This is a genomic window from Acinetobacter qingfengensis (genome assembly GCF_008693185.1).
Classification (GTDB): Bacteria; Pseudomonadota; Gammaproteobacteria; order Pseudomonadales; family Moraxellaceae; genus Acinetobacter; species Acinetobacter qingfengensis.
Window position 1 is genome coordinate 234,110 of record NZ_VXKN01000001.1, and the last position, 22,688, is coordinate 256,797.

Below are 22,688 nucleotides of genomic sequence, written 5' to 3' on the forward strand. Positions count from 1 at the left end.
TGGTAAATTCATTCTAGGTTGAACAATATAAAATCATATTTCAATGGTATTGATCGTATGATTTATCTTAATAAAAGCAAATTTAATACCAAAAGTTTAAGATTCATTTTTATTTTGTTGTTCAAGTATATTCTGTGTTTGTTCGAGCCATTGTGTCCATACTTGCTCAAAACGAATACCTAGATTGAGGATTTGCTGTTGTATGATGTGAGTTCTGACATCTGTAGACGTATCTGCATTTTTTTGCTGGTCTTTTTCTGCAATTTTTTGATAAATGCGTAATTGTTGTAGATGAAGTTGCTGATGCTGGATCAATTCTTCTAAAATCAGATTGCCACCCAATTGTGCCTCGGCTCTTAATTTTACCATGAGTTCGTTGCGAACTTTATGTGGTGGTGTATGTGTTTGCATCCATTGTAATAATATTTTTTGTCCCAGATCACTGACTTGATAAGTTTTTTTTCTTGAATCACTATGTTTTGCCAGTGCAGGAATAATCCAGCCATTTTTTTGCATAATCGCCAGTTCACGATAAATTTGCTGATGAGTTGCTTGCCAGAAGAAACCCATTGAACGATCAAAACGCCGAGCCAGATCAATACCGGTACTGGGTTTTTCTAATAAACTGGTCAGAAGAACGTGGCTTAAAGACATAAACGATCCGTGAACGCTGGGTCATGAGATTAAACTATGCAACATATTGCATAGTTTGGCTAGATGCTTTATAAAATTTATACGCCAGCCGATTGGGTCAGCATGAAGGAGGAACAGACAAATATGTCCGATTATCAAAAATTATTAACGCCACTGGATTTAGGCTTCACCATATTAAAAAATCGTGTGCTAATGGGATCTATGCATATTGGTCTGGAAGAAGCTGAACATGGATTTGAACGTTTGGCTGCCTTTTATGCACGTCGTGCACAAGGTGAGGTTGGTCTGATTGTCACAGGTGGAATTTCACCAAATGATGATGGCGTGACTTTTCAGGGAGGAGCAAAATTAGATTCTCTGGAAATTGCGGATCAGCATAAAGTCATTACGCAAGCAGTACATGCTGCAGGTGGAAAAATTGCTTTACAAATTTTACATACCGGTCGTTATTCTTATCAAGCCAATATTGTTGCACCCTCTGCCATTCAAGCACCGATTAACCCAATGAAGCCAAAAGCATTGTCAACGGCCGATATTGAACGGACCATTGATGATTTTGCCAATTGTGCATATTTGGCTCAATATGCTGGTTATGATGGTGTCGAAGTCATGGGTTCGGAAGGTTATCTGATTAATGAGTTTATTGTCAGTAGAACCAATCACCGTGATGATGAATGGGGGGGGAGTTATGAAAATCGTATGCGTTTTCCAGTTGAAATTATTAAAAGAATACGCCAGCGTGTGGGTGAAAATTTTATCATTATTTATCGTCTGTCCATGCTGGATCTGGTTGAGGGTGGTTCCACCTTTGAGGAAATTATCCAACTTGCCAAAGCGATTGAAGATGCTGGCGCGACAATTATCAATACTGGTATTGGTTGGCATGAAGCACGCATTCCGACCATTGCAACTAAAGTACCAAGGGCAGCATTTAGTTGGGTGACAAAAAAATTAAAACAACACGTCAAACTTCCGCTTATTACTTCCAATCGTATTAATACTCCCGAAGTTGCAGAATATGTATTACAACAGGAACATGCAGATATAATTTCTATGGCACGACCGATGCTGGCTGATCCGGATTTTGTTTTGAAAGCTGCACAGCAACGTGCCGATGAAATTAATACCTGTATTGGTTGTAATCAGGCTTGTCTAGATCATATCTTTGCACATAAGCAGGCAACCTGTCTGGTCAATCCTGTCGCAGCGTATGAAACAGAATTAAAATTTTTAACTGTGCAGCAAAGTAAACATATTGCAGTGGTAGGTGCTGGACCAGCAGGCTGTAGTTTTGCGATTTATGCAGCCAGACGAGGGCATAAAGTTACTGTATTTGAAGCAGAAGCACAACTTGGTGGGCAATTTAACGTTGCCAAACAAGTACCGGGTAAAGAAGAATTCTATGAAACATTACGTTATTTCAAGCGTCAAATTGAGCTGAGTGACAAGATTGATTTAAGATTAAATCATCGGGTAAATTTAATTGAATTACAGCAGGGACAATTTGATGAAATTGTGATTGCTACCGGAGTCAGTCCACGTCAATTACAAATACAAGGAATTGAATCTGATAAAGTATTGAACTATCTGGATGTATTAAAATATAAAAAAACAGTTGGACATCGTGTTGCCATTATTGGCGCGGGTGGGATCGGTTTTGATACTGCAGAGTATCTGTTACAAGATGGCGCAAGTGCATCATTAAATCCTGAAATTTTTTATCGACAATGGGGAATTGACCGAAATTATCAACATGCCGGTGGTTTGATGGCTGCAGACCCAGATCCTAGACCTCATCGTCAAATTTACTTGTTACAGCGTAAGAATACACCGATAGGTGCGGGGTTGGGAAAAACAACTGGCTGGATTCATCGAGCTGGTTTAAAACAGCATCAGGTCAAAATGATTGCAGGTGTCAATTATGACAAAATTGATGAACAAGGTTTGCATATTCGTGTGAATGATCAATCCATGTTACTGGAAGTGGATCATATTATTATCTGTGCTGGACAAGAATCTTATACGGCGATGTATGCTGATTTGTTGGCGGCAGGTCAGTCTGTCCATTTAATTGGTGGCGCGAAAGAAGCGGGTGAATTGGATGCCAAACGAGCCATACGTCAAGGTGCAGTACTTGCTGCAAAAATTTAGTAATTTGATATCAACATAAAGTGATAAAAAATCCCACTTGATGAATCAGGTGGGATTTTTTAATTACAAAAACAATAAGATTAAATTATTTCTTTTTAGTTTGTAATTGCGGTACAGCAGAACCCTGACCAATCGACAATAAGCCAGTATTGGTATAAATTCCCAATTTTGCACGTGTGTCTGTAATATCCAGATTACGCATAGTCAACTGACCAATACGGTCAGCCGGACTAAACATGGAGTCACCTTTTTCCATGGTTAAGCGTTCAGCTTCATAGGTCAGGTTATCAGATTCTGTATTCAGAATAATATAGTCATTACCACGGCGTAATTCGATAGTGACTGTACCAGTAATGGCTTTGGCAACCCAGCGTTGCGCTGTTTCACGCAGCATTAATGCTTGAGAGTCAAACCAGCGACCTTGATACAATAAACGACCCAAACGTAAACCATTGATACGGTATTGCTCAATGGTATCTTCGTTGTGGATACCTGTTACTAAACGCTCATAGGCAATGTGTAATAACGCCATTCCTGGTGCTTCATAAATACCACGAGATTTTGCTTCAATGATGCGATTTTCAATCTGATCCGACATCCCCAAACCATGACGACCGCCGATACGATTGGCTTCCAAGATCAATTCAACCGGATTTTCAATTCGTTGACCATTTAGTGCTACCGGCATACCCTCTTCAAATGTCACACTGACTTGTTCAGGTTTAACGTCTACATCTTCTTTCCAGAATGCAACGCCCATAATCGGTTCAACGATCTTAATGCTGGCATCTAGATATTCAAGATCTTTGGCTTCGTGTGTGGCACCAAGCATGTTTGAGTCAGTTGAATAGGCTTTTTCTTTTGACATTTTATAGTCAAAACCATTATCAATCAGGAATTGTGACATTTCGGCACGGCCACCGAGTTCATCAATAAAAGTTTGATCTAACCAAGGCTTGTAAATTTTTAGATGAGGATTGGTGAGTAGGCCATAACGATAAAAGCGTTCAATGTCATTCCCTTTGTAGGTTGAACCATCGCCCCAGATATTAACATCATCTTCTTTCATTGCAGTGACTAACATGGTTCCTGTCACGGCACGACCTAAAGGTGTTGTATTAAAATACGGCATACCACCAGTAGTAATGTGGAAAGCACCACATTGAATGGCTGCAATACCTTCCAGTGCAAGTTGTAAACGGCAATCTACCAGACGAGCCTTAACTGCCCCGTAGTTTTCTGCTTTTTTAGGAATTGCGTCATAATCATCTTCATCAGGTTGACCCAAATTTGCAGTATAAGCATAGGGTTCAGCACCTTTTTGTTTCATCCATAATAAAGCTGCTGAGGTATCCAGACCGCCAGAAAAAGCGATTCCTACTTTTTTCCCTACAGGTACATTTTGCAAGATTGTTGCATTATCAGACATTGTTAATCCTAATGTATAACAGATGGCACCAAAACTGGTGACGATAAGACAGTTTAAAATTGCTATATCATACACTATTTTCACTCATTTTTTTGTTAGCGCTATGCTAAAGCAGGTTTTTTATCGATTTATTGCCGTGATGTTATTACTTTTTCTTGCATGATATTACTGCACTTTTTTATCATGATTTGTGTTTGCCATACTGTGATCTTGTCGATGATAAAGAGCAAATACCCTATAAAATGAATTTTTAATATATTGTAAAGTATTTTATTTTGTTGTTATTGTACTTTTTTACTGGTTTGAGTAATTGGTAATCTGTGATTAATTTCATATTTTAAAATTTTTTTGTTAATTAAATTAATATTTTAATGGAATGTTTGATGCTAATTGTTTTTATTTAAAATAAAATGATGTGGTTATTTGTTTTTTAAAAGTATAATAATTGTTTCTCTAAGCCAGATGTAGGGTTCGCTATGATCGAGTTCATCATTAATTGCGATGTGCAAAAGGTAGCCTAATTTGCAAATCCTATCTTTATTTAATAAAAATAGAAATACGCTTAAAATATTTCTAGTCATCTTATGCCTAATAATGATGACAGTTATCATGATTCAACCAATTTCAACGACTGGTTTGATCTGGCTCAACCTGATTGCAATTTCATTTTCATTGTTTGTTGGTTATTTTGGTAAGCAGAAGAAAAGATTTGCAACTTTAATTGTTTTATTTATTTCTTTATTAATGTCATTACGTTACATGTGGTGGCGAGTCAGTTCAACCTTAGAATTTCCAGATTTTTTAAGTACAGTATTTGGCATGCTGCTTTTGACGGCAGAAATTTATTCTTGGGCTGTTTTATTTATTGCTTTTTTTCAATGCCTATCCCCCTTAAAACGAGAAAGTGTCGCACTGCCGGAAGATCAATCTTTATGGCCTACAGTTGATGTATTTATTCCTACTTATAATGAAGATATCGAAATTGTTCGTATTACCGTATATGCGGCATTAGGACTGGTTTGGCCCAAAGACAAAATAAAAATTTATATATTGGATGATGGTCATCGTGAAAGTTTTCGACAGTTTGCAATAGATACGGGTGTTGAATATATTGCAAGAGAAACACACGAACATGCCAAAGCTGGGAATTTAAACCATGCTCTAAAACATTCTCATGGTGATTATATTGCTATTTTTGATTGTGACCATGTGGCAAATCAGGATTTTCTGTCACGTACCATGGGGTTCTTCCTTCAAGATAAAAATTTAGCACTGGTGCAAACACCTCACCACTTTTTTTCACCAGATCCTTTTGAACGTAATCTAAATTTACACAGTAAAATTCCAAGTGAAGGTGCTTTATTTTATGGAATTATTCAAGACGGTAATGATACCTATAATGCGACGTTTTTTTGTGGCTCGTGTGCAGTTATTAAACGTGATCCTCTATTAGAAATAGGTGGAATAGCTGTTGAAACCGTCACTGAGGATGCACATACTGCATTAAAATTACATAGAAAAGGCTATAATTCTGCATACTTACGTTATCCTTTGGCAGCAGGATTGGCCACAGAAACCTTGTCTTCACATATTGGACAAAGAATTCGATGGGCAAGAGGAATGATTCAGATTTTGCGTCTGGATTGTCCATTTTTAGGTAGGGGTTTAACATTTGCACAACGTATTTGTTATTTTAGTGCAATGCTGCATTATCTCTCTAGTGTTTCCCGTATTATCTTTTTATTAGCCCCTTTGGCATTTTTATTTTTTCATAGCTATATTATTTATGCACCTGCAATTATGGTGTTGTTATATGTTTTTCCTCATCTTTTCCTATCCATTTATGTTAATTCATTGATTCAGGGTAAGTATCGTCATTCTTTTTGGGGTGAAGTCTATGAGACAATATTATCTTTTTATACGCTGATTCCTACAGTTGTAGCGTTATTTGCACCACATAAAGGAAAGTTTAATGTAACGGCAAAAGGTGGATTAATTCAAAATAAATTTTTTGATTATAAAATTGCCAGTCCATTTTTTATTACCAGTCTTATTTTAATGATTGGTGTTATTACAGGGCTTTATCGTATTTTCACAGGGCCTGAAGACGAAATCTTGACAGTTTGTTTAAGTTTAATTTGGTGTTTTTATAACTTATTGATTCTAGGTATTTGCCTGTATGTTTCGATTGAGAAAAAACAGATCAGATCTGCACATCGTATTATCATGGATTTGGATGCTCAATGTATTGATAATACTGGGGAAATATATAATTGTAAAGTCATAAACTTTTCGGCAAATGGTTTGGGTTTATTACTCAATAAAAATCAAAAGCTGACAAATGAGCAGTTAATTGTCAAAGTGATTTTAAATAATCAAGGAAATTTTTATGAATTTCCGGTAAGACAGAAAAATCGCAGAATAAATCAGATTGGTGTATTACTTGATGATTTATCTGCAAATGAATGGATTAATTATATTTCCTGTACATTTGGCCGTCCGAATATATGGGATAAATGGCAAAAAGAACTTCCGGAAGATAATATTCCAAAAAACATGATCTTGTTTATACAGGTCGCAATCCGCGGGTATCGTGCTTTATATAAACATCTGAGAAATAAACTTGATGCCAAAATTCTAAAAGTTTTTGATGGAAGGAAAATATAGATGTTAACTTCAAAAATCACGAAAATATTGGTTATAGGGATTTTTTTACCTCCATCTGTAACGTCTTTAAAAGCAGAGCAAATTACTGCCAAACAAATATCACAAGTGGATCAAAATCATTCGATCAAAGATGATGCTGTTCAAATTAAATTAAAACAAATTACACCTTATCAGGATAATGTAAATTTATCAGGTCTAATTAATGAAGATGTTATTCGATTTTCATTGAGAAAAGATCAAATTGTTACCAATGCCAATCTTCATTTGGAATATATTCCTTCACCAGCATTGTTACCAACGGTTTCTCAACTGATTGTGTATTTGAATAATGATATTATTGCGACATATCCAATTACACAAGAACAAGTGGGGAATAAGGTTGTTAATAATATTCCTATAGACCCAAATCTGGTGACAACGAAAAATGAAATTAAGTTTCAATTTATAGGCCACTATACAGATATTTGTGAAAATCCTATACACAGTTCACTATGGCTTAAAATATTACGTAACTCTACCTTACAACTCAATACAGCACAGATTCCAGTCAAAAATGAGTTGTCATTTTTACCTTTTCCATTTATTGATGAAAATGATAATCAGCCGTCATATATTCCGATCGTTTTTCATGGTGCGCCTAATCCTATGCAGCAGCAGGCATCAGCTGTTCTCGCATCATGGTTTGCGACAAAATCTCAATGGCGTGGCTTTCAATTTGATGTTACTTATAATCAATTACCTAAAGAAAATGCTATTGTTTTTATCACTAATCAGAATAAACCTGATTTTTTAAAAAATTATGCACCAGTTCAACAGCCGACTGTTGAATTAATCGATAATCCATCTTATCCAAATACAAAACTATTGGTGTTAGCGGGACGTAATGATCAGGATTTACTATTATTGGCCAAAGCATTGGCAACCAGTAATATTCAATTGAATGGTTCTAAAGTTCTGGTAAATAAATTAAATGAATTGGGAAAAAGACAACCTTATGATGCGCCAAACTGGTTACCGATAGATCAGGCTTTAACGCTGGGACAAATTAAAACTTACTCAAATCAATTGACAACTGCTGGTTATAAACTTGACCCATTAAGATTATCAATAACTTTGCCTCCAGACCTATTTGCATTAAGTAAATATAGTACCTCATTAAATTTAAAATATAGATATACGAGGCCAATTAACCCAGATGATTCAAAAATGCTGGTTTATTTAAATAATCAATTTTTGAAAACCATACGATTAGGTGATTCAAAAGATGATAATAAACTGACCTTACAGATTCCTGTTCACCAGGGGTTGGCATCTGACGATGCTGCTTTTAAGATTCCGGGATTGTTACCTGAGAAAACCAATGAACTAAGGTTTGAACCTTATTTTATGAGCCCTGTACCAGGTGGAACCACAACACAGTGTGTGACTTATCAACCTGTTCCCAATGCTGTAACCATTGACGATAATTCTGTCATTGATTTTTCAAAATTTGCACATTATATGGCGATGCCTAATTTACGTGTATTTATTAATGCAGGTTATCCTTATAGTCGGATGGCCGATTTATCTGAAACTATAATTATTACACCATCAAATCCTACAGCACAACAAATGAGTTTACTATTAAATACAGTAGGTTTGATTAGTAATAAAACAGGGCTTCCGGCATATAATTTGCGAGTTGCTGATAAAAATACCGATTTAAATAAAGAAGATAAAGATATTTTGTTGTTTGCAGATTATCATCAAGATGGTAATTTTGCTAAGTTAAAAATAGATAATCTTCATATTCAAAATGGAAAAAATGAACTAACAGCACCGATTGATTATTCACTTGGTGATAAGATTAGTCGTAACGATTCGGCAAAAGTGGCAACACAGATGACTGCCCAAGGAAATATTGGGGCAATTGTTGGTGTGGAATCTCCATACTTTAAAAAACGTAGTGTCATTGCAATTCTCGCCAATAATAATTCTAGTATTGAATTGCTAAATAATGTCATGATTAATCCGAATAAATTTGATATTTCTGGTGGAGTATCAGTCATTCGTGAATCTGGTGTGACCAATATTGATATGGGTGAACAATACCATGTTGGTGATTTATCAGCATTTGAAATTCTACAGATCAAAATATCCAAACACCCGATATTAGCTGCGCTGATTGCGTTGTTAGTATTAATTATTATTTCTTTTATTTTGGCAAAACGTATGAAAAAAATACGTCACAATAGGATTAACAATGATTAAGCAGATATCTTTTAGTCTGGCGATAAGTATATTAATCTGTGGTGTATTGATTTTTTATATATGCACCATGAGCCGTTCTGTTTTTGCCAATGAAGTGAATTTTGATTTAGTTTGGAAGACCGTAAAGCAGCAATATATTTCAGAAGATGGACGTGTGATTGATTACAGTGATCAACGATTTATTACTACGTCAGAAGGTCAAAGTTATGCGATGTTTTTTGCTTTGGTGAATAACGACCAAAAAACATTTGATAAATTATTGCGCTGGACTGAAAATAATTTGGCACAGGGAGATTTACAGCAGCATTTACCAGCATGGTTATGGGGCAAAGATCAGAATCAAGAATGGAAAATTCTTGATCCAAATTCTGCTTCAGATGCAGATCTTTGGATTGTCTGGAATTTAATAGAGGCTGGACGTTTATGGAAAAATCAGAAATATACAGATACTGCCGATGCATTATTACAGCAAATTGAAAAATCAGAGGTGGTTAATATCCCTGATTTAGGTGATATGCTGCTGCCGGGACAGTATGGTTTTGTTTTTGAAAAAAAATGGCGTTTAAATCCCTGTTATTTACCAGTACAAATTTTGACAGGGATTGCTAACCATACTCATGCTCCGTTATGGATAAATATAAAAAATAATAGCGTTCATTTACTTATAGCATCTGCACCGAAAGGATTTTCTCCAGACTGGATCGAATATGATCAAACTTTAGGTTGGTTAACTCAAGTAGAGAATAAACCTATTTTAGGTAGTTATGATGCAATACGTGTGTATTTGTGGTTAGGAATGTTAAATTCTAGTGATCAAAATAAGCAAACTTTATATCAGCATTTTATGCCAATGCTTAAATTATTAAATACTAATCATTATCCACCAGAAAAAATTAATGTTTTAGATGCCACAACTATTAATCAAGGGCCAATTGGATTTTCTGCTGCGATGCTTCCATTTATACAGGATCCAACACTTCAGAAAAAACAATTACTATATATTCAGGATAATTATAAAAATCAGCAAAATTATTATAACAATATGTTGATTTTATTCGGTTTAGGTTGGTATGAAAAAAAGTTTGCTTTTTCTGCTACTGGACAACTTCTGCCTGCTTGGAATCATAAATGATGAATAAAATATTTGTATTTGTGCCTGTATGTTTAAGTATGTATTGTATGACAGTGTATGCTAAATCTGATTTAAATGCTCGAAATCATTTACTGGATCAAGTCAATTTTGCAGACAAGCGTAATAATTATAGTTTAGTCAAACAATCTCTAGATAAGTTGGATCTTATTAATCCAGATGATCCTAAAGTTTTATTGGCATGGGTTAATTATGCAGTGAAAACACATAATAAAACTTTAGAAACACAGAAGATTAATCGATTACAACGATATGGTGTAAATACACCAGAATTGGTGCAGGCAAAAACTCTCATTGCATTAAACACACCAAAATTTAAAAATACTTTACTACAAGCTCGACGTTTGGCAGGCGCTGGAAAAATTGTTGAAGCGAGTCATATTTATCAAACTCTATTTTCAAATCAACCGCCTGCTGACCTTGCTTTGGAATATTGGACAATTCTGGCCTACAATCCTGCGACACAATCTCAAGCACTTCAGGCTTTAAATTCTATTGATGGCGGAAAGGCAGTGATTGATAAAATTAATCAGTTTCGTGTCCAAGCTCCTACGACACAGAATAAATCCAATCCTTTAATGCAGCAAAAAGAACAATATAGTCAACAGCTATTAAAATCTGCGCAAATTGCAGTAAAAAAACAGCAATGGGATAAAGCACAACAATATTTTTCTCAAGTTTTGCAATTGAATGCGAGTAATCGCATTGCACAACAGGGGTTAATTCAGATTAGACTAGAACAGCAGCAACAGCAAATTGCAACTTTAAAACATCAAATTCAACAATTGACTCAATCTGACCAATTGAATCAAAAAATTGCATTGCAAAAAAAGATTCTAAATTTACAAACTTCAGAAATTTGGAATCATTATGATTTGGCTATGAGTTATGTGCAACAAAATCAAATACCACAAGCGAATGCGATATTTTCACAATATTTTAAACAATATCCAGACGCAAAAAATGAACAAAAAAATCAATATGTTTATGCATTATATTTAAATAATACAAATCAAATTGATACAGCATTACAGCAATTAAATGATATTGCTGTTAAAAATAGAACCAAAGATACCCAAAAACTTTATCAACAAATCATTACATCGATAACATTACGAGATTTGACTGAGCAAGCCAAACAATTAGAACAACAAAATCAATTTGATCAATTGGTGATGACCCGACAAAAAATCCTTCAGCTACAGCCTGAAAATGTCTGGGCTATATTTGATTTGGCCAGAGCGTATTTAAATACTCAGCAACAGGCAAAAGCCGATACATTATTCTTAGATTCAAAGCTACAACATGATGCACAGTATTATTATGCATACGCATTATATTTGTATGGTACACAACGTTATCAGCAAGCATTAAATGCTTTAGATCAAATTGATGTAAAGCATCAGGACGATAAAGTAAAAAGCTTGATTTTAGATCTTCAGGTTGAGCAAAGATATCAAGATGCACAGCAATTCTGGGATAGCGGAAAAACCACACAAGCCATCGAATGGGTGAATATGCAGCCTGAAAGTCTGCGTAAACATGCCTTGTTGGCAGACTGGTATTTGGCTTTACAAAATATGCCTTTGGCAGAAAAACATTATCAACAGGTATTGGCGGTTGATCCAAAAAATATCAATGCTCAATTTGGACTGGCCAGTATTTATCTTTATTCACAACCTAAAAAATCAAAACAAATTGCATTGAATTTATATCAAATACATTTTGATAAAATCAATGAAAAACGCAAATTGGCAAAATTATTACTGGATTTAAAATTGTCTGCACAGGCAAATCAGTTATATTCAGAACTCAGTCAGCAGAACTGGATTAAACCTTCTGAAGACATGGCAATATTAAAAAATGATTTGGCGAAATGGCACGTTATTGAAAATCGCAAAGATCAGGCTTTGCGAGAATGGAAGCAAGCCATGTATTTGGCTCAAATCACCCGACAAGTACCAGAAAATAATGATGATTTTACACAATTTATGCAATTGCACGCGGACGATGACTGGTTAAAACAAGATATTAAACAATCTGCTTCGCAAGTGTATCGACAACAAGAGCGTAGTATCAGTTCAGGATTAAATTATTCGTATTATGATGGTACAGATGGAAGCTCTCACGTAGATCAGACAACTTTCTTTTTGCAGGCACAATTTCCTTTAGCTGATGGGCGAGCAGTATTGCAAGCCAATTGGTCAGATTTTAATGCCGGAAATTTTAATCAGCAATATCCACATTGGGCAGCATGTACCACAACGGAATGTGCAAATTTACAGCAACAACAACAAACACTTAAAACATTGGCATTTGGCTGGAAGAATAAACAATGGGATATTGATTTAGGATCGATATCCTCCCAAACAAAAAATATAGATTTATTGGGGGGAGTTCGCTATAACAATACATGGAATAATATTAATTATCAGGCTATTATAGAACGCCGTCGTTTATCTAATTCTCTTTTATCTTATTATGGGCAAACTGATCCATTAACAGGTATACAATGGGGCAGTATTCATGCCGATCAATTGGCATTAAAAACGAGTTATGCCTTGAATACTCGGCAAGGATTATGGTCAAGCATTGATATTGCTCGATTAACAGGTAATCATGTTGTGGATAATTCAAGATTACGCAGTAGTTTAGGATATTACAATAACTTGATTAATCAAGATCAACAAAAAATCACAACTGGCGTAGATTTTTCATTTTGGCATTATAATAAAAATTTAGGTGCTTATACATTAGGGCAGGGCGGATATTATAGCCCACAGCGTTATTATTCACTGGGTATTCCAATTGAATGGCAGAAATCAACTTCACAATGGTCATGGGGATTAAAAAGCAGATTATCATATTCTTATGCGCAGAGCGAAGACATGCAACGTTATCCATTAAAACAGCTCGTAAATCAAAATTTAACAGACTTAAATGCAATTGAAGCGGGTAAAACCTCACAAGGTTTTGGTTATAGCCTAAAAGCATTTGCTGAAAAGAGAATGACACCACACTGGTTTATAGGAACAGCACTTAATCTACAATATCAGAAAGATTATGTACCAAGCAATATGATGATTTACCTTAAATATTCGATTGATGGCTGGAATGGCAATATGAATTTACCAGTTCAGCAGCCAGCATTATATATTGATCAATATCAATAAAACCCACATCAATCTTTATTAATTTCTGGAAAAATTCATGCCATTAGATCGTAAAAAAAATTCACAGCTCTTAAACTGGCAGCAATGGAAAGGACTGTCTGTATGGGGTGGGTATTTTTTATTAAAACTAATTTTGGTGATGAATGAAAAACTGAATTTTCATGTCTGGGAAAATTTGCTTTTTGCAATAATTTTATTATTACCGATTGCACAAAAAAAATTAAAAAGGATATTTAATATTATTGCATTTTTTATTGCAATTGCATTATTTTGGTATGACTCATGGTTACCTGGACCAGCAAGTGTATTTGCACACTTTTCTTCACTGACGGATTTTAGCTTTGAATATATCGTAAGTTGGCTGGCAAAAATTGTAAACTGGTTTCAAGTCTTGATTATTGTCATTCTATTTTATGTTTGGTCAATTTTATCGATCAGTAAGAGATTATCGATAACGATGACCATAGTTGTTTTTTTAGGATTTTTCTTTTATCTAATTTCCGATTATTTGCCAAAAAATATATTAAATACTTTATCTTTGGGTAAAAATACTCAAGATCAAATGGTTGTTGAGAATAACGCGACAAATTTTAGTGAAATATTACAAAATTTTTATACGCAGGAAAGTAATAAACAAATTATTTTTCCAAAAGTTTTACCGGAAAACTCTCAACCTTTTGAGATATTGATTATTAGTATTTGTTCATTATCATGGGCAGATCTGGAAACTGTTGGTTTAAAAAATCACTCATTCTGGAATAACTTTGATGTTATGTTTGATCAATTTAATTCAGGAACATCATATAGTGGACCAGCAGCATTGAGGTTGATGCACGCCAGTTGTGGTCAATTACCGCACGATAAATTATATTCTAATGATTATGCACAATGTAATTTATTTTCAAATCTAAATAATCTGGGATTTAGCAAAGAAATGATGCTGGATCATAATGGTCAATTTGATGGTGGAGTATTAGATACTTTAAAAAAATATGCAAATATGAATCCCAATATGCTTTCTCAAACAGGTTTACCGGTTGCATTACAAGCGTTTGATGGCTCACCAATTTATGATGATAATAGTTTATTTAATAAATGGCTAAATCGTCCACATACTGACCGTAGCATTACTTATGCCAATTTACTTCCATTACACGATGGCAATCATTATCTAGGAAGTAATGATCAAGCTGATTATCGGGATAGAACTTTAACTTTATTTTCTGCATTAAATAATCTGATTAATAATTTAGAAAAACAACATCGCAAGGTAGTTATTGTTGTTGTGCCAGAACATGGTGCTAATCTCAAAGGCAGCAATATTCAAATGACAGGATTACGTGATATTCCTAGTTATGATATTACGCATGTTCCAGTGGCCATAAGATTTACTGGATTGGCCGGGAAACATCCTGAAAAAACCATTAATATTGAACAACCAAGTAGTTATAATGTATTGTCAGAGATCATATATAGAGTAGTTGACGGTAAAATTTTTAATGGAAATAATATAAATTGGCAATTACTTGTGCAGGACTTGCCTCAGACCATGCCTATTTCAGAAAATGAAAATAGCAAAGTAGTCACAATTAATCAGCGGAGTTTTTTTAGTACCAATAATTTACAATGGGTTTTATACAAGTAATGAACTTAATTTTGAACTAAGAACAAAGGTCTTATCATTAACAATGATAATTGAAATATGAAATACATGATTATTTTAATCATCTTGTGGCAGTTAATTTTTAACCTTAAAATATATTGTAAATAAACAGCATAAAAACTCTAAAGTTTGTTTAGATTTATCGAATAGGATGCCTGAAATTATAACTACTCGTCTTGATCAAATTTTGAGAACTCCTTGGTAAATTTGAGAATATGTCTATTTCCTAATTGATAATGTTATTCATTACTGTTAAAGTTTCTGCATAATATCAATATTTATCCATTTAAATGAAATGAATCAAAATTTTGTCATACAGAAGTATATTGCCGAGTTATATCAACAACATCGGCATTGGTTATATGTATGGCTCTATCAAAAACTTGGTTCGGCTGAAAATGCTGAAGATGTTTTACATGATGCATTTAGTAAGCTACTCAGACAAAAGAATATTTTGAATATTGAACATCCCAAAGCATTTTTAACTACAGTTGCTAAACGGGTGATGATTGATCGTTCCAGACATACAAAAATTGAGCAAGAATATTTAAAGCATCTGGAACATCAACAATTTTGTGATGAAATATCCCCTGAAAAAATTTTAATGGCGGTAGAATTACTCGAACAATTGGCAATTTTATTGGATAAACTTCCAGAACGTAGTCAGAAAGTATTTGTCTGGCATTATATTGATGGCGAAAAACTCAATGTCATTGCTGACAAACTACAAGTGAGTAGTAAAACGGTACATAATGAATTGGTGAAATCGTTGATCCATTTACAGCAACGTCTGCCTATCTTGCAAGATGAATTCTAAAATATGCAATCAGCTCAAAATATTGCAGAACAGGCCGCAGAATGGGTGGTTAAATTAAGTACAGGACAATGTACAAATCAAGATTTGATTGCACTCGAACAGTGGAAGCAGCAAAGTCCTGAACATTTACAGGCATTTGAGCAATTATATCATTTAATCCAGAATGTGCAGTCACTTCAGCAGCATAATCTTAATAGTCAGAATAATCTGATCAAACAATATGTATTAAAACGAAAACGCAAAACTAACCATCATATTTCCTTATTACTATTGGTCTTTATCATGGGAAGTATTGGCTATATTTTACCTTGGCAAACATGGACAGCAGATGTACGAAATGATCAACAAGTCTGGCAACAGCAGAAATTACAGGATAATAGCCTGATCAGTATATCGGGTAAAACCGCATATAATATTCAATATTCCAGTCAGCAACGTAAAATTGAACTACTTCATGGCAATATTTTGGTTGATGTTGCTAAAGATAAGCATCGTCCATTTATCGTGGATACTGGTAATGTAAAAGTACAGGCATTGGGTACCCGTTTTATTGTACAACATCATCAAAATCTTACTATCGTGAGTATGCTTGAATCGAAAACACAAATTAATTCAGATGATATAACCAAAACAGTTATTTTAAAAACAGGTGAAACACTATATCTGAATGGACAAAACTATCGTATTCAGACAACAACCTCTTCACAAATGTTGGTGCAGGCATGGCAACATAAAAAACTTGTAGTAAATAATATGCCACTCTCTCAAGTTCTGGAAATATTACAAAGTTACCAGCGTAGCCACTTTATTTATTCAAATACCGCATTAGAAAATGATCGGGTAACAGCGGTATTGCCTTTGGATCAACCTGAAGTCGCTTTACAATTATTACAACAGCATCATGGTTTAAAAATTAGTCATTATTCCGGATATATCACTCGAATTGAAAAAAATTAATCATAAATTAAAAAAAAACTTCCGATTTTTGAATTTGAATCGTCTAAGTAAGTAGAGCAAACATCATGAGGATATTAACAAATGCGCTCAAATTTACTGATTTCATTGAAACCTTTGGTATTGGCAATCCATGTGGTTACGTTTTCTGTAAGTGCTGGAATAATGACCACAGTATATGCCAGAACCAATATTCAAATTTCTGCCGGGGATTTAAATCAGGCATTGGGTCAATATGCCTTACAGCAAAATGTAAATTTAATTGTAGATGGAAAACTACTGTCAGGTTATCAATCTGAAGGTTTACAAGGAAATTTTGAAATTGAAGCAGGATTTAATCAGCTCCTTCAACATACACCTTATCAGATTGCCAAGGTTAAAAATGGTTATACACTGGTTGCTAAAAGTAATTTAAAACCACAACAAAGCCATTATGTCGGACAATTAAAACAAATTGATGTGCAAGCAAAAGGAACAGTAAAAACTTCAACAGATAGTGTCGCACAATTACCTGCGATTACTGTAGATACTGTCAGCTCTCCACAAGGTTTAAAGAAAACAATACAATCAGGGGCATTAGGTAGTAAATCTATTTTAGATACACCATTTTCTATCACCGTCGTAGAGAGTGATGATATTAGTAAGCGTGGGGCTAAAACATTAGGACAAATTTTTATTAATGATCCTGCTGTTTATAGCCAGAGTGCTGCGATGGCAACAGACTGGTGGGGGACAACTGTTCGTGGCTTAGGGGTTCGTAATTATTATGTCGATGGTTTTCCAATGTCTTTATCTTGGGGTGGGGATTTCCCGTCAGAAGCTGCTGAAAGTGTAACGGTTTTAAAAGGTTTAACCGGCTTTATGTATGGTTTTGGTTCGCCTGGTGGTGCCATCAGTTACCAGCTTAAACGACCTAAAGCGGCCCCGGAAACCAGTGTGGAAGTTAGTTACCGTAATCCCGGTTTAGTGACTGCTTTAGTAGATACCAGCAATTATATTGATGCTATTGATTTAGGCTATCGTTTTATAATCGGTGGAGATAAGGGTGAATCCTATAATACAGCGGAACAAAATCATTTCATTACTTCATTGGCATTAGATAAAAAGCTTAGTGACAATATCAACTGGACAGCTAATTTTATCTATGAAAATAATAAAACAGAACATGAACCACCGATATTTAGTTTTGGATCACTCACCAATGGTTTTCCAAAAGCAACCTATGATTATGATAATTTAACCGTAGATAATGCTTATTATAAAAGTAATACATTCGCTGCATTTACCGGAGTAAACTGGAAAATCAACGAAAACTGGAATTTAAAATATCAACTGGGTTATACACGAAAAGAGCATCATTCTAATTTAGTATTTGATTACTTATTAAACACTTCAGGTGATTATACTGGTAATTTATATCAATTTGCATATTTGGATGAAAGCCAACTAAATCAGTTAATGCTTACGGGTAAATTTACGACAGGCAGTATTAAACATGAGTTGGTTGCTGGTGCTGGATATACAGTAAGTACAGTCAGAACCTCTGCTTATTACTGGGTAAAAGATTTTACAGGTAATATTTATTCGGATCAACCATATACCATTACTCACACACCAAACTTTAGCTTAAAACCAAAAAGTTCAGAAATAGCTCAAACTTATGGCTATATCAGTGACACCATTAAATTTAACGAGCAATTACAGGCAATTTTAGGTTTGCGTTATACCTACTATGATAAAGAAGATCTGGATTATGATCCAACCAAAGATTCAGGTTACTCGACTAAAGCAACCACGCCAACCATTGCATTTTTATATAAGCCAGTACCTAATGCAACGCTTTATGCAAGCTATGTAGAAAGTTTAGAGGCAGGTTCCGTTGTTGGTTCAACCTATGCTAATGCTGGTGAAGTTTTAGATGCAACGGTCAGTAAACAATACGAAGCAGGCGTCAAGTATGATGCCGAACCATTGAGTTTAACAGCTGCCATTTTTAAAATGCAACGTGCAGCAACTATGGACAGTATTCAGAATGGTTTAACCTATTTAACGCAGGATGGTCTAACTAATTATCAAGGCTTAGAGTTGAATACAAGCTATAAACCTGTAGAAACCCTGAAACTTGGCTTGGGTGGTATGTATTTAGATGCCAGTATAGATAAAGTGTCACAAGCGAATAAAGCTACAAGAGGTCATCAGCCGGCAGGAGTTGCTAAATGGTCAGGTGTAGCAAATGCAGAATATACCGTTTCATCAATTGAAGGTTTAAGCCTGCATGGCAACGTTCGATATAATGGCGAGTCTTATACCAGTACCGCTAATATTGTGAAAGTTCCCGCTTATACACTGGTCAATACAGGTTTTTCTTATAAGTTTAAATTAAGTGGGTATGATGCTGTATTAAATGGCAATATTAATAATCTTTTGAATAAAAAATACTGGGCATCAAGTGGTACTTGGGCAAGTATCGGTGAAAAAAGAAATGGTATCCTAAGTTTAAAAGTTACATGGTAGCATTTTCTAAATATTGAAATATGGTTGTTTAATATGTTTCTCAATATTCCATTACTTGAGTAGTGGAATATTAAAAATATTTAATCTTTCCGATTCTTTAATGGCTAATTACTTTCTAATTATAACCCGTCTAAATAGACCTTTATAATATGATGCTTATCCCATTTAAGTGCGTAGCATCACAATATTAATTTTTTTAATTTGTAAAAATTGTTAGTCATCTAAATGATTTTGCAAGCTTTTATGCAGAGATCTCAAGCTATCTCGGTAAAAGTTGTACATTCAACACTTGAAAAGCAATAAAATGAACAGATATTATTATCGTTGTATATCCAAAATAAACCAACCCAAGTTGTTGAAAATATTTAAAAATTTTATTTGAAAAATTCTGGTTTATACCCATCTATTATTCAGATGAAATTTTTTTGATGAGGATAATAACAAATGCGTTTTGAAAAATTTACAGATCGCCTGCAACAAACTTTATCAGATGCACAATCTCTGGCCACAGGGAAAGATCACACTGCAATTGGCAGTATTCATATTTTATCCAGTTTACTTGAAGAACCAGCCAATCAAAGCCTGTTACAACAATCAGGTGCAAAACTGAATCAGCTCAAAGATCAGTTAACACAAGCATTAAATAATGCACCAACGATTGATCATCCGACAGGTGACGTTAATCTTAATCCGGAAGCTGCCAAAATTTTAAATTTGGCTGATAGTTATGCACAAAAAGTTGGAGATGAATTTCTCTCAACGGATTGGCTATTACTGGCATTGGCCGAACAAGGCGAAACACATAAATTAATGAGCAATAGCGGTGTGGATGTCAAAAAACTACGCACAGTTATTGAAAAAATTAGAGGAAATGAAAAAGTGACTACAAGCAACCATGAAGAAAATCGTGATGCTTTAGGAAAATACACCATTGATCTGACTGATCGTGCTTTGGCTGGAAAACTTGATCCAGTAATTGGTCGTGATGATGAAATTCGTAGGACAATTCAGGTACTTTCCCGCCGTACCAAAAATAATCCGGTTTTAATTGGTGAACCGGGTGTAGGTAAAACAGCGATTGTAGAGGGTTTGGCACAGCGTATTGTGAATGGTGAAGTCCCGGAAAGTCTAAAAGGCAAACGAGTTTTATCACTAGATTTGGGATCACTATTGGCAGGTGCCAAATATCGTGGTGAGTTTGAAGAGCGTCTAAAAGCTGTTTTAAAAGAACTTTCCAAACTTGAAGGACAAGTGATTCTATTTATTGATGAAATCCATACATTGGTCGGTGCAGGTAAAACTGATGGTGCTATGGATGCTGGCAATATGCTTAAACCTGCATTGGCACGTGGTGAGTTACGTTGTGTTGGTGCCACTACATTAGACGAATATCGTCAATACATTGAGAAAGATCCAGCATTGGAGCGTCGTTTCCAAAAAGTGCTGGTTGATGAGCCAAGTGTTGAGGACACTATCGCCATTTTGCGTGGTTTAAAAGAAAAATACGCAACACATCATGGTGTGCAAATTCTGGATTCTGCAATTATTGCTGCGGCAAAAATGTCACATCGTTATATTACCGACAGACAATTGCCGGATAAAGCCATTGATTTAATTGATGAGGCTGCTTCACGGATTAAAATGGAATTAGATTCCAAACCTGAAGCATTGGATAAACTGGATCGCCGTTTAATTCAGTTAAAAATGCAGCTTGAAGCTGTTAAAAAAGATGAAGATAGCGGTGCTAAAGCTGAAATCAAACATCTTGAAGAACAGATTGCAGAAAAACAGAAAGAGTACAACGATCTGGAAGAAATCTGGCGGGCGGATAAAGCACTGGTAGAAGGCAATAAAGATATTCAGGTTAAACTGGATCAGGCTCGTATTGCTTTGGAAAAAGCTCAACGTGAAGGTGATTTAGCCGAAGCAGGTCGTTTGCAATATGGTGTTATTCCAGAATTGCAAAAACAACTTGAGCGTATCGAGGTCGCCGAAGAAAATGAAGCACCAAAATTGTTGCGTAATAAAGTTACCGACAATGAAATTGCTGAAGTGGTCAGTGCAGCAACCGGTATTCCCGTAGCAAAAATGTTGCAAGGTGAACGTGATAAACTTCTGAAAATGGAAGAATTTTTGCATAATCGCGTGGTTGGACAAGATGAAGCCGTAAAAGCCGTATCCAATGCAGTACGTCGTTCTCGTGCTGGATTGTCTGATCCGAACCGTCCGAGTGGTTCCTTCCTGTTTTTAGGGCCAACGGGTGTAGGTAAAACAGAATTGACCAAAGCATTGGCCAACTTTCTATTTGACAGTGATGATGCCATGATTCGAATTGATATGAGTGAATTTATGGAAAAACACAGTGTCAGTCGTTTGGTTGGTGCGCCTCCGGGTTATGTGGGTTATGAAGAAGGTGGTGTACTCACTGAAGCAGTGCGTCGTAAACCATATAGTGTGATTTTGTTTGATGAAGTCGAAAAAGCACATCCGGATGTATTTAATATTTTATTACAGGTATTGGATGATGGACGATTAACAGATTCACAAGGTCGGGTCGTTGATTTTAAAAATACCGTCATTGTCATGACTTCAAATTTAGGTTCACAGGATGTTCGTGAGCTGGGCGAAGATGCCAGTGATGACGAAGTTCGTGCGGTGGTTATGAATGCGATTGGACAACATTTCCGTCCGGAATTTATTAACCGTATTGATGAAGTCGTGGTATTCCATGGTTTGAAAAAAGCACAAATGCGAGGTATTGCTGATATTCAATTAGATCGTCTACGTAGTCGCTTAAGTGAACGTGAAATTGGTTTACGAGTTGAAGAGGATGCTCTGGATCAATTAATTGAAATTGGTTACGATCCTGTATTTGGTGCTCGTCCACTTAAACGGGCCATTCAACAGGAAATTGAAAATCCATTGGCTCAGCAAATTTTATCTGGTGATTTTACTGCTGGTGATACAATCATTGTTTCAAAAGACGGTGAACATTTAGCTTTTAATAAATTAAAGTTAAATTAAATTTTGATGAATAAATAAATTGTCTTAAAACCCGGATTATTTAGATAATTCGGGTTTTTTTATGCAAATTAGAAATGATTTATTCTAAAGTTTGATCAAAAATGAATTAATTTCATATCATGTGAGTTTTTATAAATAATATGTATTTTAAGTAAATATTGACTTATTTAACACTGTGTTTTTATATTACACACTATATTTCTTCATAGTTATAATAATTCTTTGTTGTTTTGTGAAAACGG

General features: G+C 35.0%; 12 protein-coding genes. 10 read left to right on the plus strand and 2 right to left on the minus strand.

From position 1 onward, the window contains the following. Positions 1 to 96: 96 nt before the first annotated feature. Positions 97 to 654 carry a PadR family transcriptional regulator gene (locus F4V57_RS00995; protein WP_070069988.1) on the minus strand — a complete coding sequence of 186 codons (558 nt, stop codon included), beginning with the start codon at positions 652 to 654 and terminating at the stop codon, positions 97 to 99. A gap of 123 nt (positions 655 to 777) precedes the next feature. On the opposite strand from F4V57_RS00995, the gene F4V57_RS01000 reads away from it, so the two are divergent. Further along, the gene (locus tag F4V57_RS01000) at positions 778 to 2,805 is read left to right on the plus strand and encodes an NADPH-dependent 2,4-dienoyl-CoA reductase (RefSeq protein WP_070069996.1); all 2,028 of its coding nucleotides are present in this window, start codon (positions 778 to 780) and stop codon (positions 2,803 to 2,805) included. Positions 2,806 to 2,890: 85 nt separating this feature from the next. On the opposite strand, the gene argG is transcribed toward F4V57_RS01000, so the two are convergent. Beyond that, positions 2,891 to 4,234, minus strand: coding sequence for an argininosuccinate synthase (argG, locus tag F4V57_RS01005; RefSeq protein ID WP_070069997.1), 1,344 nt, complete (start codon positions 4,232 to 4,234; stop codon positions 2,891 to 2,893). Positions 4,235 to 4,756: 522 nt separating this feature from the next. On the opposite strand from argG, the gene bcsA reads away from it, so the two are divergent. The 9 genes from bcsA to clpB all read left to right on the plus strand — a co-directional run bounded on the left by bcsA (position 4,757) and on the right by clpB (position 22,446). Further along, the gene (gene bcsA / locus F4V57_RS01010; RefSeq protein ID WP_171257540.1) at positions 4,757 to 6,901 is read left to right on the plus strand and encodes a UDP-forming cellulose synthase catalytic subunit; all 2,145 of its coding nucleotides are present in this window, start codon (positions 4,757 to 4,759) and stop codon (positions 6,899 to 6,901) included. Further along, positions 6,902 to 9,151 carry a cellulose biosynthesis cyclic di-GMP-binding regulatory protein BcsB gene (bcsB, locus tag F4V57_RS01015; protein ID WP_081409212.1) on the plus strand — a complete coding sequence of 750 codons (2,250 nt, stop codon included), beginning with the start codon at positions 6,902 to 6,904 and terminating at the stop codon, positions 9,149 to 9,151. Further along, positions 9,144 to 10,283: a cellulose synthase complex periplasmic endoglucanase BcsZ gene (gene bcsZ / locus F4V57_RS01020; RefSeq protein ID WP_171257541.1), complete on the plus strand. Its 1,140-nt coding sequence runs from the start codon at positions 9,144 to 9,146 to the stop codon at positions 10,281 to 10,283. The genes bcsB and bcsZ overlap by 8 nt, the downstream gene beginning before the upstream one ends. Continuing rightward, on the plus strand, positions 10,280 to 13,474 hold the full coding sequence (locus F4V57_RS01025) for a cellulose synthase subunit BcsC-related outer membrane protein (RefSeq protein WP_070069990.1): 3,195 nt from the start codon (positions 10,280 to 10,282) through the stop codon (positions 13,472 to 13,474). The genes bcsZ and F4V57_RS01025 overlap by 4 nt, the downstream gene beginning before the upstream one ends. 37 nt (positions 13,475 to 13,511) lie before the next feature. Next, entirely contained in the window at positions 13,512 to 15,119 is a 1,608-nt protein-coding gene (bcsG, locus tag F4V57_RS01030; protein WP_070069991.1) for a cellulose biosynthesis protein BcsG, read from the plus strand. A 313-nt stretch (positions 15,120 to 15,432) separates the two neighbouring features. Then, positions 15,433 to 15,954, plus strand: a complete 522-nt coding sequence (locus F4V57_RS01035) for an RNA polymerase sigma factor (protein WP_070069992.1) — start codon at positions 15,433 to 15,435, stop codon at positions 15,952 to 15,954. Between the two features lie 3 nt (positions 15,955 to 15,957). Continuing rightward, the gene (locus F4V57_RS01040) at positions 15,958 to 16,911 is read left to right on the plus strand and encodes a FecR family protein (RefSeq protein WP_070069993.1); all 954 of its coding nucleotides are present in this window, start codon (positions 15,958 to 15,960) and stop codon (positions 16,909 to 16,911) included. A gap of 81 nt (positions 16,912 to 16,992) precedes the next feature. Next, entirely contained in the window at positions 16,993 to 19,422 is a 2,430-nt protein-coding gene (locus F4V57_RS01045) for a TonB-dependent siderophore receptor (RefSeq protein ID WP_070069994.1), read from the plus strand. 444 nt (positions 19,423 to 19,866) lie between these two features. After that, positions 19,867 to 22,446, plus strand: coding sequence for an ATP-dependent chaperone ClpB (clpB, locus tag F4V57_RS01050; protein ID WP_070069995.1), 2,580 nt, complete (start codon positions 19,867 to 19,869; stop codon positions 22,444 to 22,446). The last annotated feature ends 242 nt before the right edge of the window (positions 22,447 to 22,688 follow it).